General features: G+C 63.0%; 24 protein-coding genes, 2 tRNA genes and 1 riboswitch. Of the genes, 8 read left to right on the forward strand and 18 right to left on the reverse strand.

Going from position 1 to position 25,324, the window contains the following annotated elements:
• The first annotated feature begins 19 nt into the window (after nucleotides 1–19).
• Entirely contained in the window at nucleotides 20–1,303 is a 1,284-nt protein-coding gene (locus M1D89_RS15940; protein WP_498644939.1) for an alpha/beta hydrolase, read from the forward strand.
• Between the two features lie 44 nt (nucleotides 1,304–1,347).
• Nucleotides 1,348–1,755 carry a hypothetical protein gene (locus M1D89_RS15945; protein WP_011774207.1) on the forward strand — a complete coding sequence of 136 codons (408 nt, stop codon included), beginning with the start codon at nucleotides 1,348–1,350 and terminating at the stop codon, nucleotides 1,753–1,755.
• Between the two features lie 50 nt (nucleotides 1,756–1,805).
• Here the strand turns inward: M1D89_RS15945 and M1D89_RS15950 are convergent.
• The 9 genes from M1D89_RS15950 to M1D89_RS15990 form a co-directional block, all read right to left on the reverse strand.
• Nucleotides 1,806–1,878: transfer RNA gene (locus M1D89_RS15950), tRNA-Asn, on the reverse strand.
• A gap of 116 nt (nucleotides 1,879–1,994) precedes the next feature.
• Nucleotides 1,995–2,067, reverse strand: a tRNA-Asn gene (locus tag M1D89_RS15955).
• A gap of 52 nt (nucleotides 2,068–2,119) precedes the next feature.
• On the reverse strand, nucleotides 2,120–4,018 hold the full coding sequence (gene dnaG, locus M1D89_RS15960) for a DNA primase (RefSeq protein WP_498644941.1): 1,899 nt from the start codon (nucleotides 4,016–4,018) through the stop codon (nucleotides 2,120–2,122).
• 59 nt (nucleotides 4,019–4,077) lie between these two features.
• Nucleotides 4,078–5,394 carry a deoxyguanosinetriphosphate triphosphohydrolase gene (locus M1D89_RS15965; protein ID WP_498644943.1) on the reverse strand — a complete coding sequence of 439 codons (1,317 nt, stop codon included), beginning with the start codon at nucleotides 5,392–5,394 and terminating at the stop codon, nucleotides 4,078–4,080.
• Between the two features lie 64 nt (nucleotides 5,395–5,458).
• Complete coding sequence (dusB, locus tag M1D89_RS15970) at nucleotides 5,459–6,640, reverse strand: tRNA dihydrouridine synthase DusB (RefSeq protein ID WP_498644945.1); 1,182 nt, start codon at nucleotides 6,638–6,640, stop codon at nucleotides 5,459–5,461.
• 113 nt (nucleotides 6,641–6,753) lie between these two features.
• A complete protein-coding gene (locus tag M1D89_RS15975; RefSeq protein WP_498644947.1) occupies nucleotides 6,754–8,250 on the reverse strand; it encodes a YibE/F family protein in 1,497 nt (498 codons plus the stop codon).
• A gap of 137 nt (nucleotides 8,251–8,387) precedes the next feature.
• Complete coding sequence (locus M1D89_RS15980) at nucleotides 8,388–9,350, reverse strand: GNAT family N-acetyltransferase (RefSeq protein WP_498644949.1); 963 nt, start codon at nucleotides 9,348–9,350, stop codon at nucleotides 8,388–8,390.
• 2 nt (nucleotides 9,351–9,352) lie between these two features.
• Nucleotides 9,353–10,738, reverse strand: coding sequence for a glycine--tRNA ligase (locus tag M1D89_RS15985; protein ID WP_498644951.1), 1,386 nt, complete (start codon nucleotides 10,736–10,738; stop codon nucleotides 9,353–9,355).
• A 114-nt stretch (nucleotides 10,739–10,852) separates the two neighbouring features.
• Nucleotides 10,853–11,857: a DMT family transporter gene (locus M1D89_RS15990; protein ID WP_498644953.1), complete on the reverse strand. Its 1,005-nt coding sequence runs from the start codon at nucleotides 11,855–11,857 to the stop codon at nucleotides 10,853–10,855.
• A gap of 23 nt (nucleotides 11,858–11,880) precedes the next feature.
• Here M1D89_RS15990 and M1D89_RS15995 point away from each other — a divergent pair, with 23 nt between their 5' ends.
• Complete coding sequence (locus tag M1D89_RS15995; protein ID WP_062067368.1) at nucleotides 11,881–12,108, forward strand: RNA-binding S4 domain-containing protein; 228 nt, start codon at nucleotides 11,881–11,883, stop codon at nucleotides 12,106–12,108.
• 12 nt (nucleotides 12,109–12,120) lie between these two features.
• Here the strand turns inward: M1D89_RS15995 and M1D89_RS16000 are convergent, their stop codons facing one another.
• On the reverse strand, nucleotides 12,121–12,771 hold the full coding sequence (locus M1D89_RS16000) for an alpha/beta hydrolase (protein WP_498644955.1): 651 nt from the start codon (nucleotides 12,769–12,771) through the stop codon (nucleotides 12,121–12,123).
• A 70-nt stretch (nucleotides 12,772–12,841) separates the two neighbouring features.
• On the opposite strand from M1D89_RS16000, the gene M1D89_RS16005 reads away from it, so the two are divergent.
• The 3 genes from M1D89_RS16005 (at nucleotide 12,842) to M1D89_RS16015 (ending at nucleotide 15,395) form a co-directional block, all read left to right on the forward strand.
• On the forward strand, nucleotides 12,842–13,684 hold the full coding sequence (locus M1D89_RS16005) for an SGNH/GDSL hydrolase family protein (protein ID WP_498644957.1): 843 nt from the start codon (nucleotides 12,842–12,844) through the stop codon (nucleotides 13,682–13,684).
• A gap of 8 nt (nucleotides 13,685–13,692) precedes the next feature.
• Nucleotides 13,693–14,868, forward strand: coding sequence for a winged helix DNA-binding domain-containing protein (locus M1D89_RS16010; protein ID WP_498644959.1), 1,176 nt, complete (start codon nucleotides 13,693–13,695; stop codon nucleotides 14,866–14,868).
• 62 nt (nucleotides 14,869–14,930) lie between these two features.
• The gene (locus tag M1D89_RS16015; protein WP_498644961.1) at nucleotides 14,931–15,395 is read left to right on the forward strand and encodes a hypothetical protein; all 465 of its coding nucleotides are present in this window, start codon (nucleotides 14,931–14,933) and stop codon (nucleotides 15,393–15,395) included.
• Between the two features lie 11 nt (nucleotides 15,396–15,406).
• Here the strand turns inward: M1D89_RS16015 and metX are convergent, their stop codons facing one another.
• Nucleotides 15,407–16,528, reverse strand: a complete 1,122-nt coding sequence (gene metX / locus M1D89_RS16020; protein ID WP_498644963.1) for a homoserine O-acetyltransferase MetX — start codon at nucleotides 16,526–16,528, stop codon at nucleotides 15,407–15,409.
• 15 nt (nucleotides 16,529–16,543) lie between these two features.
• Nucleotides 16,544–16,660: riboswitch (SAM riboswitch) on the reverse strand.
• A 162-nt stretch (nucleotides 16,661–16,822) separates the two neighbouring features.
• A complete protein-coding gene (locus M1D89_RS16025; protein WP_498644965.1) occupies nucleotides 16,823–18,178 on the reverse strand; it encodes a bifunctional o-acetylhomoserine/o-acetylserine sulfhydrylase in 1,356 nt (451 codons plus the stop codon).
• A 188-nt stretch (nucleotides 18,179–18,366) separates the two neighbouring features.
• On the opposite strand from M1D89_RS16025, the gene M1D89_RS16030 reads away from it, so the two are divergent.
• Complete coding sequence (locus tag M1D89_RS16030; protein WP_026005588.1) at nucleotides 18,367–19,005, forward strand: VOC family protein; 639 nt, start codon at nucleotides 18,367–18,369, stop codon at nucleotides 19,003–19,005.
• Nucleotides 19,006–19,128: 123 nt separating this feature from the next.
• On the opposite strand, the gene M1D89_RS16035 is transcribed toward M1D89_RS16030, so the two are convergent.
• On the reverse strand, nucleotides 19,129–19,902 hold the full coding sequence (locus M1D89_RS16035; protein ID WP_498644967.1) for a CPBP family intramembrane glutamic endopeptidase: 774 nt from the start codon (nucleotides 19,900–19,902) through the stop codon (nucleotides 19,129–19,131).
• 23 nt (nucleotides 19,903–19,925) lie between these two features.
• Here M1D89_RS16035 and M1D89_RS16040 point away from each other — a divergent pair, with 23 nt between their 5' ends.
• Entirely contained in the window at nucleotides 19,926–20,606 is a 681-nt protein-coding gene (locus M1D89_RS16040) for a histidine phosphatase family protein (RefSeq protein WP_498644969.1), read from the forward strand.
• A 39-nt stretch (nucleotides 20,607–20,645) separates the two neighbouring features.
• Here the strand turns inward: M1D89_RS16040 and M1D89_RS16045 are convergent, their stop codons facing one another.
• The 5 genes from M1D89_RS16045 to M1D89_RS16065 are packed head-to-tail and all read right to left on the reverse strand — an operon-like array spanning nucleotide 20,646 to nucleotide 25,125.
• Nucleotides 20,646–21,437, reverse strand: a complete 792-nt coding sequence (locus tag M1D89_RS16045) for a DeoR/GlpR family DNA-binding transcription regulator (RefSeq protein ID WP_014921218.1) — start codon at nucleotides 21,435–21,437, stop codon at nucleotides 20,646–20,648.
• A gap of 23 nt (nucleotides 21,438–21,460) precedes the next feature.
• Nucleotides 21,461–22,315: a class II fructose-bisphosphate aldolase gene (locus M1D89_RS16050; protein ID WP_498644971.1), complete on the reverse strand. Its 855-nt coding sequence runs from the start codon at nucleotides 22,313–22,315 to the stop codon at nucleotides 21,461–21,463.
• Complete coding sequence (locus tag M1D89_RS16055; RefSeq protein WP_498644973.1) at nucleotides 22,297–23,265, reverse strand: 1-phosphofructokinase family hexose kinase; 969 nt, start codon at nucleotides 23,263–23,265, stop codon at nucleotides 22,297–22,299. The genes M1D89_RS16050 and M1D89_RS16055 overlap by 19 nt, the downstream gene beginning before the upstream one ends.
• Nucleotides 23,262–24,197, reverse strand: coding sequence for an ROK family protein (locus M1D89_RS16060; RefSeq protein WP_498644975.1), 936 nt, complete (start codon nucleotides 24,195–24,197; stop codon nucleotides 23,262–23,264). The genes M1D89_RS16055 and M1D89_RS16060 overlap by 4 nt, the downstream gene beginning before the upstream one ends.
• A gap of 10 nt (nucleotides 24,198–24,207) precedes the next feature.
• Nucleotides 24,208–25,125 carry an SIS domain-containing protein gene (locus M1D89_RS16065; protein WP_498644977.1) on the reverse strand — a complete coding sequence of 306 codons (918 nt, stop codon included), beginning with the start codon at nucleotides 25,123–25,125 and terminating at the stop codon, nucleotides 24,208–24,210.
• Between the last annotated feature and the right edge of the window lie 199 nt (nucleotides 25,126–25,324).

A 25,324-nucleotide genomic window follows, 5' to 3' on the forward strand; every position in this document is an offset into this window, starting at 1 on the left:
CGGAGCGGAGTCCCCAGCCATGAACGACCTCCTGAAGGTAGAAATCAGTGGACCTGTGGTCATGACGATTGCCGGGGTGATCGGCGTCGGGTTCTTCCTCCTGCTGTTCCTTAGGCCGTCAGCGCGCTGGGCCCTGACCGCGATCACCGCCGTCGTGGTGGCAGCGCTGGTGGGATGGCTGACGGTGTGGATCGTGGAGGACGTGATGGATGTCTTCCACGTGGGGCTGACACCGCGGGTGTGGTTCTGGGCGATTTCCTGCTTCGCTGCCCTGGGTCTCGCCGTGGTCAGCTTCCGCCATAGCCCACGGTGGCGCAAAGCGGTGGCCGCGGTATCCGTTCCAGTGTTCGTGGTGGTCGCGGCCCTTGGCATCAACACGGAGTTCGGACTGAACAAGACCTTGGGCTCGGCATTGGGAATCTCTACGGAGGACGCCATTCAACTGGCCAAACCGGACCCGGACGCCTCCATTCCGGCCGGTCCCCTGTGGCAAAGCTGGAAACCCCCGGCCAACATGCAGGCGAAGGGCGAAGCGGGCACCCAGGTCATTCCAGCCACCGCCTCCGGTTTCGACGCCAGGCCCGCCGGCATCTACTTGCCCCCTGCCGCCCTGACTGCCAATCCGCCTAAGCTGCCCTTGTTCGTCCTCATGATGGGCCAGCCGGGACTCCCCGATCCCCAGTACGTTTCGGCCGCATTGGATGAGTTCGCGGCCAAGAACAACGGGCTGGCCCCCATAGCGATCGTCGCGGACCAGATAGGTCCGGACCAGAATGACACGCTCTGCCTGGACACCGCGAAGTACGGCAACGTGGAGAAGTACATCAACGAGGACGTGGTGAACTGGGCCAAAGCCAACTTGAACATCCTCCCCGACCGCGAACACTGGACCATCGCCGGGTACTCCAACGGCGGCCAATGTGCCATTTCCTTCGCGGTCAAATACCCGCAGATGTGGGGCAACGTGGTGGACATCTCCGGCGAAGAGTTCCCCGGTGCGGAGGATCCGGCCGGCAACCTCGCAACGATCTTCAACGGCAACCAAGCTGCCTACGATGCCCAGAAGCCCATCAACATCATGAAGGGGAAGCAGTTCCCCAACACAACGGCAGTGTTCACCGTAGGTTCGGACGATACTACGTACGTGGCGGCCGCCAAAGCAGTCTCCGCAGCAGCCCGGGATGCAGGGATGACGGTGACGTACTACGAGGTGCCCAATGGCGGTCACGTGGGCCTGGCGCTGAACGCGGGACTTACCAAAGGCTTTGAGGTTCTTTATCCGAGGCTGGGCCTGTCCCAGTAGCTCCTACCCTTTTCCGGTCCACGCCCGGGCGATAAAGTTGAGATGTGCCACATTGGCAAGAGCTGCAGCCGCTACCGGCGCCGTGGCAGCGTCGGGATGAACGCATCCTGCCGCTGTGGTGGGACAGGCTGTGCTCGGTGACCAGTCCCCAGTCGGCCGCCCTCTACGCCGCCGGGCTCTTTACAGACGACCGTCGCCGCCCCATTGCCCAGTGGTATAACCCCGAAACGGACGCCGCGCTCCTGGTCGCGCCGGAGACCTCCCCTGAATGGCCGGTCCAGCGCTTCGGCATCTTCTATGCCCCACCAGGCGGTGGGTTCACCCGTGTCTACTCGGCGCCCCACGAGTGGCATCCCCGCGAGCCCAGGACTCCTCCTACCGAGCAGGATTCGTTCCTGGCCGCAGTGGCCGAGGCAGCCCGTTTCCTGCAAGTGGAGATGGATTTCGTCTGAAAAAAAGGCGGACCCCGCACCAGCAGTGAAGCCGGTACGGGGTCCTTGTGCTCCTCCGACTGGACTTGAACCAGTAACCCTTCGATTAACAGTCGAATGCTCTGCCAATTGAGCTACGGAGGAATGAAGCGGTTATGACTTTAGCAAAGGTTCTACCGGAATGCGAAATCGGCACCGAATACCCCCAGGGGGTATAAAAATACCCCCGTTCCGAAGGATCGGAACGGGGGTATTGTGCGCTCCTCCGACTGGACTTGAACCAGTAACCCTTCGATTAACAGTCGAATGCTCTGCCAATTGAGCTACGGAGGAATGAAGCGGTTACTAGCTTAACAGGGGCCCGCCGGAAAACGAAATCGGCGCTTCAGCCGTCCGAACGAAGCGCCCTGCGCTCCATCTCGAGCTGCATCAGCTCCCGGTTCAGCCGCTGGAATTCCTCCGGGTTGGCTCCTGCATCTAAGCGCTGCAGCTGCCCCATCTTGTCTGCCTTGATCCGGGTGATCTGCAATTCGAAGAGGCGGGCCAGGATGTCGCGGCAATATCGCTGCATGGCCTCGGGGGTGCTCGCCGGCAAGGGCGTTACGGCCAGCTCCGAGACCAAAGGCCGTAGCGGCTCAGGGACTTCCTGGCGGACCTGTTCCACCCAGGCCACAGGGTCATCCGAGTGGGCGAGGCCGGCGGCCCTCACGGCGGTGTGGACAGCCGCATAAGCAGGCGTGGTGAAGTGTGAGGCCTCGAAGCGTTCCCAGGCTCCCCCGCCCAGCACTCCCGGCTCTTGGAGGACAACCTCAAGCGCTTGGCGTTCCATACCGGCCACGGGGTCCCTGGGGTCGGGCCGCTGGAAGACCGGGCCGCTCGACGGCGGTGCTGCCGCCGTCGTCGCCTGTCCTGCGGGGCCTGCAGAGCTGGCGCCAGCGGTGCCACTGCCGGAAGCGGCCCGCTTGGCAGCTGCTCCAACGTAACCGCTGACTTCCTCAATGGGCATGCCCAACCAGCCGGCCAGGTTGCGAGTATAGCCAGGCCGGGTGGCGGAATCCCTGATTTGTGCCACCACGGGGGCGGCTTCCCGGAGGGCAGCCACACGGCCTTCCACGGTATCCAAATTATGGCGGCGGAGAGTGGCCCGGATAGCGAACTCGAAGAGTGGCTTGCGGGTGCTGATGAGTTCACGGACCGCGGCGTCGCCCTTTAGTTGGCGAAGATCACAGGGGTCGGCGCCGGAGGGCTCCACTGCGACGTACGTCTGGGCGGTGAAGCGTTGGTCTTCCTCGAAAGCCCGCAGAGCCGCCTTCTGGCCGGCGGCATCGCCGTCGAAGGTAAAGATGACCTCTCCCCCGCTGCCGTCGTCGGAGAGCAGCCGCCGGGCAACTTTGATGTGCTCGGTACCGAAGGCAGTACCGCAGGTGGCCACCGCCGTCGCGACCCCTGCGAGGTGACAGGCCATGACGTCCGTGTACCCCTCGACCACGACCAGTTGCCGTTCCTTGGCGATGTTCCGCTTGGCGATGTCGATCCCATACAGGACCTGGGACTTCTTGTAGAGCGTGGTCTCAGGGGTGTTCAGGTATTTGGGGCCCTGATCGTCTTCGAAGAGTTTGCGTGCACCGAACCCGATGGTGTCGCCCGCGATGTCCCGGATTGGCCAGATCAGCCTGCCGCGGAAGCGATCGTAAATTCCGCGGTTACCTTCGGAGAACATGCCTGTGAGTTTCAACTCGGCATCAGTGAACCCACGGCCGCGCAGGTGCTTCAGGAGGGCGTCCCAGCCCTGGGGCGCATAGCCTACGCCGAAATGCTCTGCGGCAGCGCGGTCAAAACCGCGGCCATCCAGGAAGTTGCGCCCCTCGGCTGCTCCGGGCGTCAGCAACTGGGCGCGGAAGAACTCATCGGCGATCTTGTGGGCATCCAGCAAGCGCTGCCGTTTGCCCACTTCCTCGCGGCTGGGGCCGGTGCCGCCGTCCTCGTAGCGCAGCTCGTAGCCGATTCTGGCGGCAAGTTTCTCCACGGCTTCATGGAAGGAGCTGTGGTCCATTTTCTGCACGAAGGAGATGGCGTCGCCGTCCTCACCGCAGCCAAAGCAGTGGTACCTGCCTACCTGCGGGCGGACTGTGAAGGAGGGAGAACGTTCGTCGTGGAAGGGGCACAGTCCCTTGAAACTACCCAGGCCGGCGCCCTTGAGCGTGACGTAACCGTCAACGACTTCCTTGATATCCGTGCGCTGGCGTACTTCGTCGATATCTTCACGTTTGATCAGGCCAGCCACGTGACCATCCTAGTCGCTTGCCTCAACAGTCCCCGTCCGTTAACGGAACACCCGGAGGGTTACCAGAGCGACGGGAGGCTGCCCACGAGCCGCTCGTACATAGCCAACGCCGACACATCCGTCAGCGACGCCACTTGGTCGATCACTACGCGCAGCCGCGCACCGTCGTCGACGGCGTCACGCCAGTCCGAGGCGAACATTGGCTCCAGGTGACGGTCGCCCGTGGCGTTCAAAACACCCACCAGTGCATGCAGCACTTCGCGTTGGCGCTCGTACACCGGCTGACGGTGATCGGTGGAGATCACGAACGTGGTGGCCAAGCCCTTGAGGACCGCAATCTCGGTGACAGTGTCCTCGGGGACCATGAGTTCAGCGTCGTAGCGGGTCAGATTGGCTGGTCCGAAGTGAGCGCGCGTTGTTTCCATGGCGCTCTGGCAGAAGCGGCCGATCAGTTGGCTGGTCATGTCCTTCAAGGCAGCCATGGATTTCCGGCTGCCATCAGCTTCGCGGACCCAGACCTTGGTTGCTTCCAGCCGCGCAAGGGCGGCATCAATTTCGGCGGGATCGTTGTGTGGCAGGTACCACTGCTTGGTGTACCCCACCACGCGCGCACGATGGTCCGGGTTTTCCATCCATTTGAGCTGGAAGTGGCCGGCAACGATCGCGTCCTCGACGTCGTGTACGGAGTACGAAATGTCGTCGGCAAGGTCCATCACCTGGGCCTCGATGCACGAACGGTTGCCCGGAGCGCCTTCCCGGAGCCATTCGAACACCGGAAGATCGTCTTCGTACGCGCCAAACTTACTGGTGCGGTGGCCATGGATGACGGGGGCGTCGACGGCGGACCACGGGTATTTGGACGCAGCATCCAGGCTGGCACGGGTCAGGTTAAGCCCTGCCGGCCTGCCGTCCTCGGCGAGTACTTTGGGTTCGAGCCGCGTCAGCAGCCGCAGGGTCTGGGCGTTGCCTTCGAAACCACCAATCGTGTGCGCTACTTCGTTCAGCGCAGACTCACCGTTATGGCCGAAGGGCGGATGTCCAAGATCGTGGCTCAGGCACGCAGTGTCCACCACGTCCGGATCGCACCCCAGGGAGCGGCCAAGTTCGCGGCCCACTTGGGCGACTTCGAGGCTGTGCGTAAGCCGGGTGCGGACAAAGTCATCCGTGTCCGGGGCAACTACCTGCGTTTTGGCACCGAGCCTGCGTAACGCGGAGGAGTGCAGGACCCTCGCGCGGTCCCGTTCAAAATCCGAGCGATAGTTGCTCTTGCGCGGCTCTTCGACCCATCGCGCGGAATCTGCCTCGACGTAACCGGGGATGGCCAGCACAAAATCGTGAGCCGTCCCGTCTTGGCCAAGTATCGCTTCGGTTCCCATGGGTATCTGCCTCCTTCAAGCGCCGGGGTGTGGAGCTTCTTGAGTCAGTCTTACACGTGTGAGGCTAGCCGCCCGAAACGTCCAGCTCCGCGGCCGAGATATCAGCGCTCTGTTCAGCGTTCAGCTGACGGCTCACCAGCCAGTCCTTAGGCAAGGCAGGCTTCTTGGGCGAGCCTGCGCGGCCGCGGGGGCCCTCGGAATCGACTCCTGGGTAAGGCGACTCCATATCCAGTTCATCAAGGTATTCGCGCAACACCTCAAGGGTGGGCACGGTGGCCAGCTTTGCGCGGAGCTCGCCGCCCACTACGTAGCCTTTGAAGTACCAGGCCATGTGCTTGCGGATCTCGCGGAGCGCCTTGTATTCGTCGTTCCCGAACGTTTCCACCATGAGCTCGGCGTGACGATAGACGCCTTCAGCAACTTCGCGAAGGCCCGGGCGGTGCCGCTGCTCGCTGCCTTCGAAGGCGGCCTGCAGGTCACCGAACAGCCATGGCCTGCCCTGGCATCCACGGCCCACCACCACACCGTCTACGCCGGTCTCCCGCACCATGCGGACTGCGTCCTCGGCGGACCAAATGTCGCCGTTGCCCAGCACAGGGATGTCAGGGAGCGCCTCACGGAGCCGGGCAATGGCAGACCAGTCGGCCTGGCCGGAATAGAACTGGGCTGCGGTCCGGCCGTGGAGGGCAACAGCGGCCACTCCGGCGTCGCGGGCGATGCGGCCGGCGTCGAGGTACGTCAGGTGGTCCTCGTCGATGCCCTTGCGCATCTTGATCGTCAGGGGAATATCTCCCTTGGACGCTTCCTTGACCGCGGTCTGGACAATGGAGGTAAAGAGATCGATCTTCCAAGGCAGCGCCGATCCGCCACCGCGCCGGGTAACCTTGGGCACCGGGCAGCCGAAGTTGAGGTCGATGTGATCAGCTCGGTCCTCTTCCACGAGCATCCGCACTGCGGCGCCCACTGTCACCGGATCCACACCATAGAGCTGCACGGACCGGACTTTCTCGTCCTCATCATGCGAGATGATGCGCAACGATTCCGGCGTGCGCTCCACCAAGGCACGCGAGGTCACCATCTCAGCCACGTACATGCCGCCACCATATTCACGGCAGAGCCTGCGGAAGGCAGAGTTGGTGATACCCGCCATGGGGGCAAGGATTACCGGGGTGTCCACGGTGATCCCACCGAGTTTCAAAGGCGGGAGCTCGAGCTTTGGTGCAGGGGGCGTCGCTACTACAGTCACCTATCCATTGTTGCAAAGTCAGGCAAATCGGCGGACAGCCAGCCGAATCCCGTGCTTGTTCGCCCACGCGTACGCAGTACGGCGGGTGTGGCGAACAAGAGCAGGGTTCGGGTTTAGGTGGCGTCGTTCGTGTCTCCGCGCCGCTCAGCTTCCCGCTGGGCACGGCGGCTGCCGGGCCGCGCCGGCTTGCCGGAATCGTCAAGGCGCGTACCGGCGTCGTGCTTGTCATGCTGATCTGAACCTACGACGGCGGCGGCTGCTGCCAGCGAACCGGTGTCATTAAGCTCATCAGCAGTTACGGTCGGCCCACCGGCCGCGACGAGGCGCTTCATGCCGGTGGCTTTAACCACCAGGACGGCAATCAGCGTAGTGACCGGGATGGCGAGGACGAGGCCGATGGACCCCACCAAAGTACGGATGACTTCCTCGGATAGCTCCGCACTGGTCAGTGCTTCATCGAGAGGGCGGTCATAAAGCATCACGATGATGAGGATCGGAAGCGCGGCTCCGGCGTACGCAAAAGCGATGGTGTAGACAGTGGAAGCGATGTGGTCCCTACCGATCCTCATGGCAGAGGAGAACAGCTTGCGGGCGCTGGTGTTGGGGGCGAGTTCGTACAGTTCCCACACCGCAGAGGACTGCGTGATGGTGACGTCGTTAAGCACGCCAAGGCCGGAGATGATGAGGCCGCACAGGATAATCCCCGAAATAGAGATCTGGGGTGACATGTTCACCAGCGTTGAGGCGTCGTGGTTCCCCACTCCAGCCAGGTTGGCGGCATCCGTAGCCCACGCCGCCAGCAAGGCAGTGATACTGAGTCCAAAAATGGTGCCCAACAAAGCTGTGGACGTTCGCGCCGAGAATCCGTGCGCGAAATACAGGACCCCGATCATGATCACAGTGGATCCCACCAACGCGAGCAAGAGCGGCGGCTTGCCCTCCACCAAGCCCGGCAGGATAAAGCTGACCAGGACGAAGTAGGCACCTACCAAACCAAGAAGCGCCCGGAACCCCCGCCAACGGGCCACCGCGATGACAACGGCGGCGTAGAGGACGGCCAGGAGTGCGATGGGGATGCTGCGGACGAAGTCCACGAAAACGTAGGCGGGAGCGCCACTTCCGGCATTAGTACCTTGGACCGCGGACAGGTTGAGATAGCGGATGGAGTCCCCCACGTCCACGCCGTGGGACATGGCGACGTCAGGGTTAATGACAACCTTGACCACGTCCCCGCCCTTATCCGGCTCCGTGAAGGCGAAGGTGCACTGGGATCCGCCGGACTGGTTGTTTTGGCCAGTGTCAGTCTGGCCGGTGTTGGGCTGGCCGGTGTTGCTTTGGCCCGTGTTGCTTTGGCCCGTCTGCGTGCAGCTCTCCACCACCACGCTCTGGATCCGGCCGGTATCGAACGTGACCCCCGGGGCAGCCTGGTACGGGCTCGAGAACGAGATCCCTTCCCGACTGCCGGAGGGCCACATGACCATCATGGCCACGAGCGTCAGGACGCCCAGCGGGACAAGTATGGCCGCCAGGATCCAATTGGCCCTCTTCCGCGATGCAAGAGCCTGCGGCGTTGGCTCGGAATTTTCAGAATGACCGTGGGAGTGGCCCATCAGCAGCAAAACCTCATGCCCTTAACCCTACGCGGGGCCGAACGCCCGCAAAGTCATTCACTTAACGCAGATCCCACGCGGCCCGCAGATTACGGGCAGCGTGGGATCCTGGCGCGTGAGACAGGCAAGAACCGTGATTAGTCGCTAACGATCAACGTGTCGGCACCCGGCACGTGGGCTTTTCCGGATTCCAGCAGCGGCTCCAGAACTGCGCGCAGCGCCGTCATGGACTCATCGACTTCCAGCAGCACGGGGTGTTGGTAGGCGATGAGCGCCAAGAGGTCCCGCACTGCAAAAGCTGCGTCCTCGGCGGACAGCTCGGGATCGTGTCCCAGGAAGACATCCGACGGCTCATCCGAGTCGCCTTGGGCGTAACTGATGGCGAACGCCTGGATTTTGCCCTTGCGGCTCGCCGGAACGCCTTGACCGAAGGCACTGGCCTTAGGCGCGCGCAGGACGATTGCGCCGTGGGCGCCAGTCAGGTCATGCAGGAACAAGCGCTGTACCGTGGGGATGCTGAGCTCCCCCGGGCTGTCCCAATGGTGGACGTGCGAGTAGTACCTACCCACCACATCGCTTAGCTCCACCGAACCCGTGGCCAGGTCCTCCACGCGCTCGGAAGCGGCTTCCTCGGAACCATCGCCGAATCGCGGCAATGACAGGGGTTCAGGTTCCACCACCACAAGCTGCGAACGCTGGATGGGCGCAAGTCCCGCAGCCGCAGCGAATGCCGCGCCTGCGGTATCCGGCTCCACCTTGCTGCGCAGCTTGGACACGCCCGACGGCGAGTTCCCGGCTTCGCGGCGAAGCATGGTCAGCAGGGTTGCACCCACGCCTTCACGCCGGTGGTCCTTGGCAACCTCGATGTAGGCCCAGAGTCGCTCCGGGTGCAGGGATGCCTCGTGGACAACGCCGGCGGCAACGGGAATCCGCACGCCGTCCACCACGTCCTCGGCCACGATGCAGCGGCGCCAAGGCTGGTTGCTGGAGGGTGCCAGGGCCGCCCGGAACTGCTCAGCAGGAAGGGTCTCCGGGCCACCCCAGATTTCCAGGAGGGCGAGGTCGTCGCCCTCCTTCCATTCGCGGTACTCCAAAGCCACGACTAGGCGCCGATCAGGCGTGCTGCCAGGTAGCCCTCAACCTTGTCCAAGGACACGCGTTCCTGGCTCATGGTGTCGCGCTCACGAATGGTGACGGCCTGGTCCTCGAGGGTGTCGAAGTCCACCGTGATGCAGAACGGGGTACCGATCTCGTCCTGGCGACGGTAGCGGCGGCCGATTGCGCCGGCGTCGTCGAAGTCGATGTTCCAGTTCTTGCGCAGCTGGGCGCCCAGCGCCTTGGCCTTCGGGGACAGGTCCTCGTTGCGGCTCAGCGGCAGGACTGCGGCCTTGACCGGCGCCAGGCGCGGATCCAGCTTCAGCACCGTACGGACATCGACGCCGCCCTTGGCGTTGGGGGCCTCGTCCTCGGTGTAGGCGTCGATCAGGAAGGCCATAAAGGAACGGGTCAGGCCAGCGGCGGGCTCGATCACGTACGGCGTGTAGCGCTCGTTGGTTGCCTGGTTGAAGTAGCTCAGGTCCGTTCCGGAGGCCGTGGCGTGCGTGGAGAGGTCGAAGTCGGTGCGGTTGGCGATGCCCTCGAGCTCGCCCCACTCGGAGCCCTGGAAACCGAAGCGGTATTCGATGTCCGTGGTGCCCTTGGAGTAGTGGCTGAGCTTCTCCAGCGGGTGCTCGAAGAAACGGAGGTTGTCTTCACGGATGCCCAGGTCCGTGTACCAGGACATGCGCTCCTTCATCCAGTACTGGTGCCACTCTTCATCTGTGCCGGGCTCGACGAAGAATTCCATTTCCATCTGCTCGAATTCGCGGGTACGGAAGATGAAGTTGCCCGGCGTGATTTCGTTACGGAACGACTTGCCGATCTGGCCAATGCCGAACGGCGGCTTCTTACGGGACGTGGTGAGCACGTTGTTGAAGTTCACGAAGATGCCCTGGGCCGTTTCGGGGCGCAGGTAGTGCATGCCTTCATCGCTGGCCACGGGGCCGAGGAAGGTCTTCAGGAGGCCGGAGAATTCCTGCGGTTCAGTCCATTCGCCACGGGTGCCACAGTTGGCGCAGGCGATGTCCTTGAGGCCGTTTTCTGCCGGGCGGCCCTTCTTTTCCTCGTATTCTTCTTCGAGGTGGTCGGCACGGTAGCGCTTGTGGCAGGAAAGGCATTCAACCAGGGGGTCGGAGAAGACCTCCACGTGGCCGGATGCTTCCCATACCTGGCGGGGAAGGATGACGGAGGAATCCAGGCCTACAACGTCCTCGCGGCCGCGGACCATGCTCTGCCACCACTGGCGCTTGATGTTTTCCTTCAGTTCCGCACCGAGGGGACCGTAATCCCATGCCGAACGGGAGCCACCATAGATTTCACCGGCCTGGAAGACAAAGCCCCTCCGCTTGGAGAGGGAAATGACCTGGTCAAGGACGGATTTTGCTGCCATGGGTAACTCCATTTGTTCTACAGGGCCGCTGGGTGCGGTCCGCGGTGGTTTGCCCCGGAATCCGGACGAGGTTGTCCGGCGGGGTGATGGGGGGAAAGTTTGTTGATTCCTACCCTACCGGCCTTTGGGAGGGACTCTTCGTGCGAAAGCTCCCTTGGGCCAGGGCAGCGTGGCCACGATGATCGCGGCGAGCGTCAGGACCGTACCCAGCACCGTGGGCAAGGCGACCACCGCGCCGGGACTGGGGATCACGACGTCGAGCACCAGCGACCCCACCAACTGCCCGGCAATCATCCCCAAACCGGTGATCAGGACCCCAAGGCTGCGGACCAACAGCGCCGCCAGCCCGATGAACAGGCAGCCCATGGGGCCGCCAAGGTAGTACCACCACTCGCTGGGAAGCGGATTTCCAGGCCCGGCCACAGACAGCTTGATAATCCACGCGATCCACAGAATGAGCGACCCCGCAATGAAGTTGACCAGCGTGGCTGCGATTGGCGTTCCGTAGTGGACCGTTGCAGTTCCGTTCATGGCCTGCTGGAAGCTCATGAAGAAGCCGGCGGCCAGCGGCAGGAGAACGGGCAGGACGAGCGAGGCGATGTCGGTGTCGCCGCTGAACCGCGGGGAAACTGCCCACGCGACGGCGGCCACCGTCAGGACACTGCCTATGACCCGGACTCCTGTGATGGCGCGTTTTCCTCCCGGTCCGATGCCCATCCGGTCCACGAGCAGTCCACTCAACGTCTGCCCAGTCACGGCTGCGACTGTGAACAACGCGACACCCAGCAGGGCAACAGTGAACGACTGGGCAACGACGAACAGCGCTCCGATGGCACCGGCCATGACGTAAAACCGGGGGAAGCTGCGGTTCCGGACGGCAGGAATGATGCGCTGGAGCCCTGCCCTGCCCTTGGGGGTGGCAAGTGAGATGGCACTGATGAGGAGGAGTCCTGTGGTGAAGCTCACCACAGCCGCGGCGATGCCGTCTCCCAGTTTGGCGCCGAGGGCCCCGTTGATCCTTCCTTGAAGCGGGATGACCAGGCCCGTCGCTACTGCAATGGGAAGGCCAATGACCAGCGGAAGGGCGGGACGGGGAGAAGGCTGCGGCACCGTCACCACACTACTTCAGGCATCATTGCTGTATGAGCAACCCCGAAATTGAAGAGATCCCCATCCGCGACGACATGATCCGACTCGGCCAGCTGTTGAAGCTCGCCAACTTGGTGGAGGACGGGGTTGAAGCCACGGAGCTCATCAAGAACGGCTTGGTCAAAGTCAACAACGAAATCGACGATCGCCGCGGACGCCAGCTCCACGTTGGCGATACCGTGACCGTCAATGGCCAGACGGTCCGGATCACCGCCGCCTGACAGACCGGAAACTCAGTCAGCAAGCACCTTGTGGGTGAGGAATTCGCCCACGTGTCCGATCTCCTGCTGGTTGATGCCGTGCCACATTCCCGTGTAAAGCACTTTGGTGAGGTCAACGTGCTTGCGCACCCAGCCCATGGTGTATTCGATCTTGTCCTGGGTAATGACGGGATCCTGTTGGTCGCGGCCCCAGAACATCGGTAGCGTTCCGTCCAAATCGTCGTCCCGGAAGTCGGCGTCAGCGCCGGCGTCGATCACAAAGCCTGAAAGTCCGACGACGGCGGCGAAGTCCGCGGGACGGTAGCGGAGCATGGTGGTAGCCATCGCCATGCCCATGGAGAAGCCCAGCAGCGTCACGGATGAGTGGTTGGCTTTGACTGTGTCCAGCCACTCAAGGGCGTACTCGGCTGCCTGCTTTACAGCTTCCAACGAATAGTCGATGGACGCCGTAAGGGGAAACCACGTGAACCCCGGCCCCATGGGCATCGGCGCTCGAAGGGCGGCCACCACAAAACCGTCGGGCAGCAATCCGGCCAAGCTGAACAGGTCGTCCTCGTTGGAGCCGTAACCGTGCAGCAGGACCAGGAGCGGCTTGCCTGCACGCTCTGATTCGTCATGGGACCACAGGACAACGGGGGCGGGAAATGTGGGTGCTTCAGTCATGGGTCCATTCTTGCAGTTACCCACGAGTAACAACCTGCGGTGGCGTAGGGTCGGCGTCACGGTGCAGGATATGAGCGTGAGTGAGAACAATCTTTTACTGAAGCCGGGCGAGCCCGTTCAAAAGCACCCTTGGACCCGTTATGTGGCCCTGGGCGACTCCTTCACGGAGGGCATCGGCGACCCCGAGCCCCGAAACCCCGGCGGTCACCGTGGTTGGGCGGATCGGGTTGCCGAGGAACTGGGCCGCAGCCAGGAAGACTTCGCCTACGCCAACCTTGCTATCCGTGGCAGGCTGCTGCAGCAGATTATCGATGAACAAGTTGGCCCCTGCTTGGAACTGCAGCCTGACCTTGTCTCCATTTCAGCCGGCGGAAACGACCTCATCCGTCCCGGCGGTGATCCCGACCTGTTGGCCGAAAAGCTCGACGCCGCGGTCGCGGAGTTGAGCTCGGGCGGTGCCACTGTGGTGCTTTTCAACGGCCCGGACACGGCAGCATCAGTACTGGGGCGTATCCGCGGCAAGGTGGCCATCTACAACGAGAACCTCAGGACGGTCGCTGCACGCCACGATGCCATCATCGCGGACATGTGGTCCTTGCGGCAGTTGGCGGATCCCCAGATGTGGGACGTTGACCGCCTTCACTTCTCGCCGCTGGGCCACCACACCATCGCGATGATGGTTTTGGAGGCGTTGAACGTCCAGCACACGCTTGAGCCCCTGATGCCCAAGTCCCTTCCTCCCCGCACATGGCGTGAAGCCCGGTCTTCGGACCTCGTCTGGGCACGTGAGTACTTTGTCCCGTGGGTGATCCGGCGCCTTCGACACCAGTCCTCCGGCGACGGAATCACGCCAAAGCGTCCGACGCCGGGACCCGTCTTCGGCTCCACCGGCACCTTGCTGCCCCGCCGCTGAGGTCCGCCGTGCCGGGTGACAGCTCTCTCTTCACCGCGACGATCCGGAGGATTCGGTTACGGCGACAGCAGTTGCGGGCTCCCTACGCCGGAAGTCCCGGGGATGTGGTCCGCAACCTCCTGGCCGTCCAGTCCCAGGAGTTCCCCTACGCGAGGTGGACGCTTGCGCAGCGAAGCTCCACCAGCGCTTCATCGACGGTCACGGCGTCAGACGTTGAGCAGGCCGTAGCCGACGGGACTATCCTGCGGACACATATCCTCCGGCCAACCTGGCATTTTGTGCACCGGGACGATCTTGGCTGGTTGGTGGCATTGTCCGCAGATCGCCTCCACCAGGGCAACAAAGGCATGTACCGCCAAACAGGAATCGATGAGGAATCCGCAGCCAAGAGCGGCCGGATCCTGGGCGAAGCCGTGGCAGACGGAGCCCACAAAACGCGCGAGGAACTGGCCGAAGTCCTGGGAGAGTCCGGATTTGCCAGCAAGGGGCTTGGCTTCATTTACCACCTCATGCACGCGGAAATCAGCGGCGTCCTGGCCAGCGGCTCACCCGTCCGCTCTGCCGGGGGCGCCCTGAAACAGACCTATGCCCTGTTCGACGAACGAGTACCGGGCGCGGTGCTTTCACCGCTGACCCCCGAAGGTCGCGACGAAGCTCTTGGACAGTTGGCACTCCGCTACTTCACCAGCCGGGGACCCGCCACTGTCAAAGACTGTGCCACGTGGTCCGGGTTGACCATGAAGGACGTCAAGCGGGGAATCGAAGTGGCTGGTGACATGTCTCCCGGGAGTTTAGGCTCGGTGCAGTGTGATGGTCTCGGCTTCCATCTGGCCTCCGAGGAAGTGGACGCTCTCGAAGGTGGCGTTCATCCTTCGCCCGCTGAAGATTCCGGGGTCCCCCGCATGGATCTCATCCAGTGCTACGACGAATACGTGATGGGCTACTCACAGTCCCGGCACTTCCTTGGCGGAACAGCGCCGTACTTCCCCGAGGACAATGGACCCATGCACGTGGTCCTGCTTGGCGGCAGGTTGGCCGGCTGGTGGCGCCACGGGTTCTCCGGCGGAACCTGCGAATTGGACGTCCGAATGAACCAGCCCACAACTGCGGAAGAGCAGGTCGCCCTGCAGTCCGAGGTGGATCGCTACGGCCGTTTCCTCGGCATGGAGACCAAGCTGGTCTGAGGCGGCCGGAATGGTTTCGCCGGGCAGGACTAAGCTGGGATGAGACCTAGGAGGCCTGCACCGTGAACAATTTGATCTTCTGGATCATCGTCTGCTCGTGGCTGATTCCACTCGGGATCCGCATGTACAACCGCTCCCGGGCGCGTCGGATCCAGGATGGTAACTTCCGCGGCCCCGGCTACCCGCAGCAGAATCTGCCCGGACCAGGGTATCCGCCACAGAATTACCCGCAGCAGAATTACCCAGGGCCGGGATACTCGAATCAGGGTTATCCAGGTCAGAGCTACCCGACGCAGAACTACCCCGGGTACCCGTCTGACCCAACCGTTATCCGCCCCGCGGATTCGACACCGCAGGCCGGGCCGCCGTCGAGGCCTTCATCCCCTGCCCCATTCCCCGCGGCGAGCGCTTCGGAGCCGCAGGGATACCGCGCTCGCAAGTTGGCGGAGCTGGACACGAAGTTCAGCAACGGCGAGATTGCCATGGAGGATTACATGAAGCAGCGCGGCGACATCATGAACGGCTAAAGCTGTTAGCTTTAGGCGAAGAATGATTCGCGGAGTTGCGCCGAGAGCTGGCCGATCTCAGTGAGAAAGCCATCGTGACCAATCGGCGCCTCAATGAGGTGGACCGGCACATTCCCGGGTAGCGCCGCGGCAAGTTCCCGCGACTGTGCAGGGAAGTAGAGCCTGTCGCTGTCCACCGCGGCCACGAAGAACTCAGCCGTGGTGCGCGACAACGCCTGTTCCAGGGAGCCGCGGCCACGCGTGACGTCATGGGACATCAGGGCTTCGGTGATGGCGATGTAGCTGTTGGCATCAAAACGGCGGACCAGCTTTGTTCCCTGGTGGTCCAAGTAGCTTTCCACCTGGTAGCGGCCACGCTCCCCCAACACTGCGGCGGCGAGTGGTGTCTCCTGGTGCTGGGCTTCCCTGCCAAAGCGGAAATCCAGCTCCAAGGCTGAGCGGTAAGTGATGTGGGCGATGCGTCGGGCCAGTGCCAAACCATGTTCAGGTGCAGTGCCGCCGTAATAGTCGCCGTTTTTGAAGTTCGGGTCCTGCCGGATGGCCAAGGTTTGGGCCTGCGCGAAGGCGATCTGCTCGGCCGTGCTGTAGGCGCCCACCGAGATTACGGCGCAGCGTTTGACCCTGTCAGGGAACGTAACAGCCCATTCAAGGGCCCTGGCACCTCCCATTGAACCCCCCAAAACGGCGTGCCAGGCATCAATTCCCAAGGCATCGGCGAGGCGTGCCTCAGCCTCCGTGCTGTCGCGCAGCGTGACCAACGGGAAACGTGAGCCCCAAGGACGTCCGTCCGGTGCTTCCGATGATGGGCCGGTACTGCCATAACAACCGCCCACGATGTTGATGGAGATGACGAAGAACTTGTTGGTGTCGATGGTGGCACCCGGCCCAACCAGTTGCTCCCACCAACCTTCCTCGTCGGTGGCTCCACGGGCTACGTGAGTGCTGCCCGTCAGCGCGTGCTGGATAAGCACGGCATTGGAGGCATCGGCGTTCAGTTGTCCCCAGGTCTCATACGCGAGGACGACGTCGGGGAGGAATCCGCCGGCTTCAAGTTCCAACGGCCCGATACCGGCGTACTTGACGGTTCCGTCTTCTTCTCCGGATTTTGGAAGGGCTGTAGCAGTAATGGTCATTCCTTTGACACCTTAACCTCGCGCTTGCCCGTCGCCTTGCGTGCGAACAGGCCAGGTCTTCACCCGGGGCACCCCACCGCGGAGGAGGGTTGCCGGCCAGCAAGCCGGGGCTGTGTGCTGGCACTCATGACCTAATACGAAGAGTCTAGGAAATGCAGGGCGGTTCTGGCGAAGAATGTGACAACAGTGTGACGGTTTGGGGTGACTTCGTTCACGAACGAGCACCCGTAACTGCCGCCCGGCGAATAATCGTCGACGCGGGCGGCAGTCGGGCTGATACTTTGGGTCGCGGCGTTAGGCGCCCTTGGCAGCCCGGAAGCCGGCTTCGAGGTCGGCGATGATGTCATCGACATGCTCGATGCCCACGGACAAGCGCACGAGGCCAGGGTTGACGCCGGCAGCCACCTGCTGTTCCACCGTCAATTGGCTGTGGGTAGTCGACGCCGGGTGGATGACCAGCGAGCGGACATCACCGATGTTGGCAACGTGCGAGTGCAGCTCCAGGCCGTCCACGAAGCGCTTGCCCGCTTCTACGCCGCCCTTGATGTTGAAGGCCACGATGGCACCCGTGCCCTTGGGACCGTACTTCCGGCCTCGGTCATACCACGGGCTGGACGGCAAGCCCGCATAGGCGACCGATTCGACGTCGTCGTGGTTTTCCAGCCATTCGGCCACCTTGGTGGCGTTGGCAACGTGGCGTTCCACGCGCAGGCTCAAGGTCTCCAGGCCCTGGGCAATGAGGAAGGCGTTGAACGGGGACACGGCAGAGCCGAGATCCCGAAGCAACTGCACGCGTGCCTTGAGGATGTAGGAGAGGTTGGCGCCCAGTGCACCGTCCTTGCCCAGGTCCCGGGCGTAGACCAGGCCGTTGTAGCTGGGGTCAGGGGTATTGAAGCCAGGGAAGCGCTCCGGGTCCTTGCCGAAGTCAAAGTTGCCGGAGTCCACAATCACACCGGCGATTGCGGAACCATGACCACCGAGGTACTTGGTTGCGGAGTGGACCACGATGTCCGCTCCCCACTCGATGGGACGGATCAGGTAGGGCGTGGACAGGGTGTTGTCGACGATGAGGGGCACGCCGGCCTCGTGGGCGGTGCGGGCGATGCCTTCGATGTCCAGCACGTCCTGCCGGGGGTTGGACACCACCTCACCGAAGAACAGCTTGGTGTTCGGCTGGACGGCGTCCCGCCACTGGTCCAGGTTGTCCGGGTCCTCCACGAACGTGACCGAAATGCCGAACTTCTTCAGCGTGTGCGCCAGCAAATTGTACGTGCCGCCGTACAGGCTGGGGCTCGCTACGATGTGGTCGCCTGCCTCGGCGATATTCAGGATGGCGAACGTCTCCGCAGCTTGTCCGGAGCTGAGCAAGAGGGCACCCAGTCCACCCTCAAGGCTCGCGACCCGCTGCTCCACTGCATCCTGCGTCGGGTTGCCTATCCGGGTGTAGATGGGGGCGAGCTCGGCCAGGGCAAAGCGATTGGCGGCGCTCTCGGCACTGGGGAAGACGAAGGATGTGGTCTGGTAGATCGGGAGCGAACGCGCTCCAGTGGCGGCGTCAGGCTCCTGGCCTGCGTGGATCTGGCGGGTTTCGAAAGACCATCCTTGGGACATGGAGTTCTCCTGTTCGTGACGCGTGGGTTTAGCAGGCAAGGTGAAGCGGTGTGAGCTGGGGCCAGTCTAGGAACTGTCCGGAGGCGAAGACAGCTTTGTGACGCCGGTGGAATCTTTCGGTCTCCCCGCGTCCCACCATGACGCCCACTACCACCGGTTATACACATCCCACCTTAGTTAGGCTTGACTTAGCTGAGACCCCGATCACAAAGTGCCAAGATGAAGCCATGCGCATGGATCACGTCTCTTACGCCTGTGAACGAGATGGCCTTTTGGCCACTACCGAACGAATTTCCGCGGCATTGGGAGTGGACGCTGTCCGGGGCGGAGTGCACCCGCGCTTCGGTACCCGGAACATGATCATTCCCCTTGCGGATAACAAGTACCTGGAAGTGGTGGAGGTCCTGGACCACCCCGCTTCCGACAAAGCACCCTTTGGCCAGGCCGTCCGTGCCCGCTCGGCTGCCGGTGGTGGATGGATGGGCTGGTGCGTCGCCGTTGACGACCTTGCCCCGTTCGAAGACCGCCTTGGCCGCTCGGCTGTTCCGGGCAACCGCAAGTTCCCCGACGGACGCGAACTGGTGTGGCAGCAGATTGGCATCCTCGGCCTGATCGCGGATCCTCAAGTGCCCTACCTGCTCAAGTGGGAGGGCGACCCCTCGCTGCACCCGTCCAGGATCTACGAGAGCGACGTCAAGATGTCCAGCCTCACCATCGCGGGCTCGGCTGAGCGCGTCACCGAATGGTTGGGCGAACCGGTGGAGAAGCCGCTGGAGGACGTCGCCGTTCAGTGGATGGCCCCGCACGGTACTCCTGGCATTCTCGCTGTAACTTTCGAGACCGCCTCCGGAGCCGTCACCATCTGACCGATCCATCCACCCGGGCTGGTCCCGGCCCCGGTCAGCCATGTCCGGGCTAAGCTTCGGCCGCCATCAGCGGGTGCCAATGACGTCACCCACCGATGGCGGCCGGATACTTTTAACCGACCGCTACCCCAGGCCCATTGCCTTGCCGAACAGGCTGAATCCAACGAACGCCACAATGTCCAGCAATGCGTGGGCAATCACCAAAGGCATTACCCGCTTGGTCTTGGTATAGATCCACGCGAACAGCAGGCCCATGACCACGTTCCCTATGAACGGCCCAAAGCCTTGGTACAGGTGGTAGGTTCCCCGCAGGACGGCACTGACCACAATGGCCACCGGCATGCTCCACCCGAATTTACCGAAGCGGTCCATGAGGTAGCCCACCACGATCACTTCTTCCACGATCGCATGGCGCATGGCCGAAAGGACCAGCACCGGCACTGTCCACCAGTAAGCGTCCAGGCCGCTGGGCACAATTGCAGTAGTGATTCCCAGCGCACGACCGGCGGCATACAGGCCCAGCGAGGGGATGCCAATCGCAGCGGCCAGGCCAACACCCTGGAGAAGGTCCTTGCCGGGCCGGGATAAGTTGAAACCGAGCCGGGCGAATGCCGAGCCGCCCCCGCTTTCCCTGCCGCCGGGAGCATGGGTGGACAGAAAGTAAAACACCAACGCCACGGGCACCAGCGCGAACACAATGTCCAGTAGTTGGTAGGTCAGGTCAAAGTACTCGCGCGTGCTTTGGGACCTGTTCAGGGTTGACGTGGCATCCGCCAGGGGTGCCCTCGTCATCTTGTCCAGCAGCTGAACTATGGAGTAGACGGCTGACTGGCCCAAGGACAGGCCCAGCACAATTAGTACTTCGGCGCGCAGCCGGCGGCGGGAAGCAAGGAACATGTACCCACCCTATGCTTGGTTGGATGGGTGCCCCTGAGAGAATCTTCATGATCCGGCACGGCCAGTCTGCCGCCAATGCCGACACGTCCATCTACAACCGTGTGCCGGACTATCGGATCCCGCTGACGGAGCGCGGAGTGGAGCAGGCACGGATCGCCGGGGAGGCCCTACGCCGGAAGCTCGATGGAGAACAGGTCTGCGTCTACGTCTCCCCCTACCTGCGGGCGTACCAGACCCTCGAAGCCATGAATCTCGGTCCCCTGATCGAGCGGGTCATTGAGGAACCCCGGCTTCGCGAGCAGGACTGGGCCAACTTCCAGATCGCCGGGGAGATCGAAGACCAAAAAGAACTGCGCAACCTCTACGGACATTTCTTCTACAGGTTCCGCGAGGGCGAGTCCGGTTCGGATGTTTATGACCGGGTGTCATCCTTCATGGAGACGCTGTACCGGCACTGGCAGAAACCCACCTATGCACCAAACACGCTCCTGGTGACGCACGGGCTGACCATGCGCCTGTTCTGCATGCGCTGGTTCCACTGGACGGTGGAGTACTTCGAGTCGCTCAACAACCCGGACAACGCCGAGCTGCGCACCCTGATTAAGAACGACGACGACCAGTACAGCTTGGACATACCGTTCAGCCAGTGGGTGCCAAGGGAGGTAGACGACTCAGTGCTGCACGCACCGAGAATGCGCTTCTAGCGTGTCCTGTTCTGCCGGCCAAGTCTCAGCCGGCCGGTCTCAGCCGGCGGGTGCGACGATGACTTCGGTGCCCTTGGCCTCGAACGCAGCTTTATGTTCGGCGCTGATGCCGGAGTCCGTGATGAGGTGCCTGAAGTCGTAGCCTGCCATGGCGGCAAAGGAGCGGCGGCCCACTTTGGAAGAGTCGGCAACCACATAGGACTCGGTGGCCCGGCGTGCCATCACCGTGTTGACCATGGCTTCGCCTTCGTCGGTGATGGTTGGGCCGAGGTCCGGGTCGACGCCGTTGACACCGATGAACGCAATATCGAGGGCGACTTTTTGCATGATGACGTCTGTGTAGGGACCCACCAGCTCATAGGATCGCGGGTTGAGGATGCCACCGGTGACCATGATCTTGATGTTCGGCCGCACCGCCAACTGGGAAGCGATGTTGATGGCGTTGGTGACCACGGTCAGCGTGGGCGTGTGGGACGGCGCGTTGAGGTCCTCGCGGGTGGACAGCAGCTGGGCCAAAGCAGTGTTGGTGGTACCGCCGCTGAGGCCAATCACGGCACCAGGGCGGATCAATGCTGACGCGGCCAGGGCGATTTCCTGCTTGGCCTCAGCATGGTCGTCACGGTTATAGCGGCCCGGAAGGTCGTAGGCAACGGACCCCGTAGTGGCGCCGCCGCGGGTGCGGCTGAGCAGTCGCTGCTTGGCAAGGCTGTCAAGATCCCTGCGTGCCGTGGCAGGTGAGACGCCCAGGCGGGTCACGATGTCCTCGACTTCCACATGGCCGGACTCGGCCAGGAGGTCGAGTATGGCAGTGAGCCGATCGGTGCGGGTCATGACAAGCCTTTCGCGGGTTCCAGCTAATTCGCTTTGGCGAACAGCGTCAGCATACGTGCGGACTCCAGCACAAGGGCATCCCGGCCGGCCTTGATGTATTTCCGGGAATCCACCACTGCAGGATTGGCATCGAGGTACTCACGGACGGCGCGGGTAAAGAACCCGTTCAAATGTGTGGATACGTTGATCTTAGTCATACCCGCGCGGATAGCGGCTATGAGCATGTCATCTGCCACACCGGAAGAGCCGTGGAGGACCAGTGGTTTTCCCACCGCAGTCTTCAGTCTGGTGATGAGGTGCAAGTCCAGCGCGGCGCTGCGTTCGGTCATGGCGTGGGAGGAGCCGACAGCAACGGCGAGCGCGTCCACGCCGGTTGCCTCAACGAATGCGTGGGCCTCGCCGGGGTCTGTGCGGACACCGGGAGCGTGGGCTCCGTCCTTGCCACCCACTTTTCCAAGCTCCGCCTCCACATAGACACCGCGCTCGTGGGCATACTTGGCCACCCGTTGCGTGACTTCCACGTTCCATTCGTACGGCAGGTGCGCGCCGTCGTACATGACGGAACCGAAACCCAAGTCCACCGCGGCAATGGCCAGGTCTTCGGATTCTGCGTGATCCAGGTGAAGGGCAACAGGCACGGCGGCGGAACGGGCGATTGCCAGGGCCGCCGCCGCGATGGGTTCGAGTCCGCCGTGGTATTTGGCGCAGTTCTCGGAAATCTGCAGAAGCAGTGGGACACCGGCCGCTTCGGCCCCTGCCACCAGGCCTTCGGCAGTTTCGATGTGGATGATGTTGAAGGCACCTTGGCCTGTGCCCGCGGCGGCGGCCTTGTCCATGAGTTCCCGAGTGTTGACCAGGGTCACCGGGTCTCCTTCCATGTCACGATCAATTGGTCCTGGAGTTCCTGGTATCGCGGCGAGATTTCACCTGCGGCAGGCATGAGCACGGCCGCGGCCGACCATGCGGTGGCCCGGCGAAGAATTTCCCGGGGCTCGGTGATGCCTTCGGCGAGTGCGACGGCGGCAGCGGCCACACCGGCGTCGCCCGCCCCTGTGGGGTTGCCGCTGAGCGCTTCCGGCAGGCGGGCACTCCAATAACCGCCCGGGGCGGCATGGTCGAAGGCGAGCATGCCGTCCGCACCGGCGCTGACAAGGACCGTGCGGGCACCCATGTCGATCAGCGCCAATGCGGCTGCTTCGAGGCTGGACTCGCCCGTGGCTTCGGCCAGCTCGTGATGATTGGGCTTGAGGATGTCGGCGCCGGCCTTCGCCGCGGCGATGATCCCCGGACCGGAGGTGTCGATGATGGCCGGGATACCGGCGTCGTGGGCAAGGCGCACCAGCTCCGGGTAGAAATCCGCAGGAGCGCCCGGCGGCAGGCTTCCCGAACCGACCAGGACGGAGGCCGGCAGGTTGCGGTTGCCGCTCACAGCGTCAACCACGGCGATCCGCAGTGAGCGCCAGTCGTCGGGCAGAAGAGCCTGGCCCTCCTCATTGAAGATGGAGGTCTCCCCCGCGACGGTATCCACCAGCGCGATGCTTCGGCGCGTCTCTGCGGCGACTCCCACCAGGGCGTGCGGCACCCCGCTGGTCCACAGTTCGGCTGCCAGTGTCTGCCCTGCCGCACCGCCGGTAGGGGCAATGGCGAGCACCGGGTAGCCGAGCTGGTGAGTGACACGGGCTACGTTGATGCCCTTGCCTCCCGCACGGCTCAAGGGCGTGGGTACCCGGTGGCTGGAGCCCTCGATGATTCCGTGGACGGTGTAGGTCATGTCGATGGCCGGATTGGGAGTGACCGTAATAATACGGTTCACGTTGGCTCGTTTCATCGTGTGCCTCCCAAAAGTGCCCGGGCGTTCAGTGCCGCGCCGAGCAAGCCGGCGTCCTGCCCCAATTGGGCACGGATGAGTTGGGGCCTGCGCTGGAACTCCAGGATGGCGTCAACCCGTTTACGGAGTGGTTCGAGCAGCTCCTCGCCTGCTTCAGCGAGGCCTCCGCCGATCACCACGGCTTCTGTCCCAATGATGTTCACGCACTGGCAGATAGTGAAGGCCAGAGCATCAACAGCATCGGCCCAAACACGTGCGGCCACTGCGTCTCCTGCGCTTGCCCTGAGCAGCACCCCGCGCGCACCGTCCACCCGGTTTCCCGATGCCCGGTGGTAACGCTTGGCAATTGCCCCTGCTGAGCCCACTGCTTCCAGGATGGTGGAGCCTGCGGCGCCCGGCCCGGCGTCGGGGTCCGGAACCTGGGCGTGGCCGAGCTCGCCGGCGAAACCACCTGCAGTGACCGCCTTGCCGCCCGAGAATACGGCTGCAGCAATGCCGGTTCCCACCACCATCACTACAACATCGTTGAACTCTTTGGACCCTCCAAAACTGTGTTCAACTGCTGCAGCGGAACGGACATCGTGATCGAACGCAACGGGGATGCCAAGCCGTTTTTCAGCTTCGGCAGTGAAGGGGAAGTTACGCCATCCGAGGTTGGCGGAATAAATGCCCACTCCGCTCACGGAGTCCACGATTCCAGGAACGATGATGCCTGCTGCTTTGGCGGGGGCTTCAGGAAACTCCGAGGCCAACTCGGCTTTAAGCTCAGCAAGCCTGTCCAGGACCGCTTCGCCGGGGCGGGCAGGATCCAACGGCGTAGGGACGCGGCGCATGCCCAGGACTGTCCCACGGATATCCACCAAACCAGCCTTGATGTCTGTCCCGCCAACGTCGAACGAAAGGACCGGTGATTCCGCGGCTCCGAGAACCATGATCGGCTACCTAGGCCGAGGCGTCGAGAATAACGGAGCGCGTCAGGTTGCGGGGCAGGTCCGGATTCAGTCCACGAACGCGCGCACGCTCCAGGGTGACTTTGTGGACACGTGCCAGTTCAGCCAGCGGGTGCTTATCCGTGTGGATGTAGAGGGCGCCGGTGACGGCCATATCGCTGTCCAGACCCTCGGGCTGGGTTCCGAACAGCCAGGTGACGCGGCCAGGGGCAGCAATGGAGACGGGGCCGTGGCGGTATTCCATGGCAGGGTAGGACTCGGTCCAACCCTGCACGGCTTCGCGCATCTTCAAGCCGGCTTCGTGGGCCAGTCCAACGGTCCAGCCGGTGCCGAGGAAGGTGAATTGCTCGGCGTCCAAGAGTTCCTGGGAGACCGGTGCAGTCACAGCATCACGGGCATCATCGATTGCCTGCTGGACGTCGATGCCAAGGCTGGTCAGCATGTAGACCAATGCCGTGGTGGCGAAGCGGGTCTGCACCACGGAGCGCTCATCGGCGTATTGGAGGCCCACCACGGCGTCTGCCAGCTCGACGATTGGCGAGGAGGTGTCGCCAATGATGGCTACGGTGGGGACAATCCCCTTCAACTCAGCCAGAATCCCGAGCACCTCAGTGGTGGTACCTGACCGGGTAATGGCCACGACGGCGTCGTACCCGCGATCGGCGCTGTTGCTGTTCAGGAAAGCTTCTGACGCGGCGAACGCATCCGTAACCCCCTTGCCCGCAGATTCGCGGGCAGCGGCGTAGCTCTGAGCCATGAACCATGATGTGCCACACCCGATGACGGCAATGCGCATACCGTCCGCTGGAAGCAACTGCTCCGTACGGGCCTGCTCTACGGCCCGCTGCCAAACGTCGGGCTGGGAAACCAGCTCTTCCTCCATGAAGGCGCCCAGTGTGTTCTCGCTCATCGTGTGTACCGCTCCCGCTCAAATTAATGACGTTTTCTGATCTATAGAAACACTAAACGATCATTTTCGATCTCACAAGGATCATTCGTGTGCTGAGACTGGTCATTATTCGCGCATCATGAGCGGCAAGCGTGAAACCCAAAAAAGAGAGGCTGCGTTCCAACCGGAACACAGCCCCTCCTTCTTGTCTCTAACTTGT

This window comes from Arthrobacter sp. D3-18 (assembly GCF_054408525.1).

Excerpts from the sequence above, each read along its gene's own strand:
- M1D89_RS16045 (WP_014921218.1), bottom strand. The coding sequence starts at position 21,437 with ATGACCCGCACCGATCGGCTCACTGCCATACTCGACCTCCTGGCCGAG.
- M1D89_RS16040 (WP_498644969.1), top strand. The coding sequence starts at position 19,926 with ATGGGTGCCCCTGAGAGAATCTTCATGATCCGGCACGGCCAGTCTGCC.
- M1D89_RS15940 (WP_498644939.1), top strand. The coding sequence starts at position 20 with ATGAACGACCTCCTGAAGGTAGAAATCAGTGGACCTGTGGTCATGACG.
- M1D89_RS16000 (WP_498644955.1), bottom strand. The coding sequence starts at position 12,771 with ATGACTGAAGCACCCACATTTCCCGCCCCCGTTGTCCTGTGGTCCCAT.
- M1D89_RS15975 (WP_498644947.1), bottom strand. The coding sequence starts at position 8,250 with ATGGGCCACTCCCACGGTCATTCTGAAAATTCCGAGCCAACGCCGCAG.
- M1D89_RS16030 (WP_026005588.1), top strand. The coding sequence starts at position 18,367 with ATGCGCATGGATCACGTCTCTTACGCCTGTGAACGAGATGGCCTTTTG.
- M1D89_RS16060 (WP_498644975.1), bottom strand. The coding sequence starts at position 24,197 with ATGGTTCTCGGAGCCGCGGAATCACCGGTCCTTTCGTTCGACGTTGGC.
- M1D89_RS16055 (WP_498644973.1), bottom strand. The coding sequence starts at position 23,265 with ATGAAACGAGCCAACGTGAACCGTATTATTACGGTCACTCCCAATCCG.
- M1D89_RS16050 (WP_498644971.1), bottom strand. The coding sequence starts at position 22,315 with ATGGAAGGAGACCCGGTGACCCTGGTCAACACTCGGGAACTCATGGAC.
- M1D89_RS15995 (WP_062067368.1), top strand. The coding sequence starts at position 11,881 with ATGAGCAACCCCGAAATTGAAGAGATCCCCATCCGCGACGACATGATC.
- M1D89_RS16035 (WP_498644967.1), bottom strand. The coding sequence starts at position 19,902 with ATGTTCCTTGCTTCCCGCCGCCGGCTGCGCGCCGAAGTACTAATTGTG.
- M1D89_RS15965 (WP_498644943.1), bottom strand. The coding sequence starts at position 5,394 with ATGGGAACCGAAGCGATACTTGGCCAAGACGGGACGGCTCACGATTTT.
- M1D89_RS16065 (WP_498644977.1), bottom strand. The coding sequence starts at position 25,125 with ATGAGCGAGAACACACTGGGCGCCTTCATGGAGGAAGAGCTGGTTTCC.
- M1D89_RS16005 (WP_498644957.1), top strand. The coding sequence starts at position 12,842 with ATGAGCGTGAGTGAGAACAATCTTTTACTGAAGCCGGGCGAGCCCGTT.
- metX (WP_498644963.1), bottom strand. The coding sequence starts at position 16,528 with ATGACCATTACTGCTACAGCCCTTCCAAAATCCGGAGAAGAAGACGGA.
- M1D89_RS15985 (WP_498644951.1), bottom strand. The coding sequence starts at position 10,738 with ATGGCAGCAAAATCCGTCCTTGACCAGGTCATTTCCCTCTCCAAGCGG.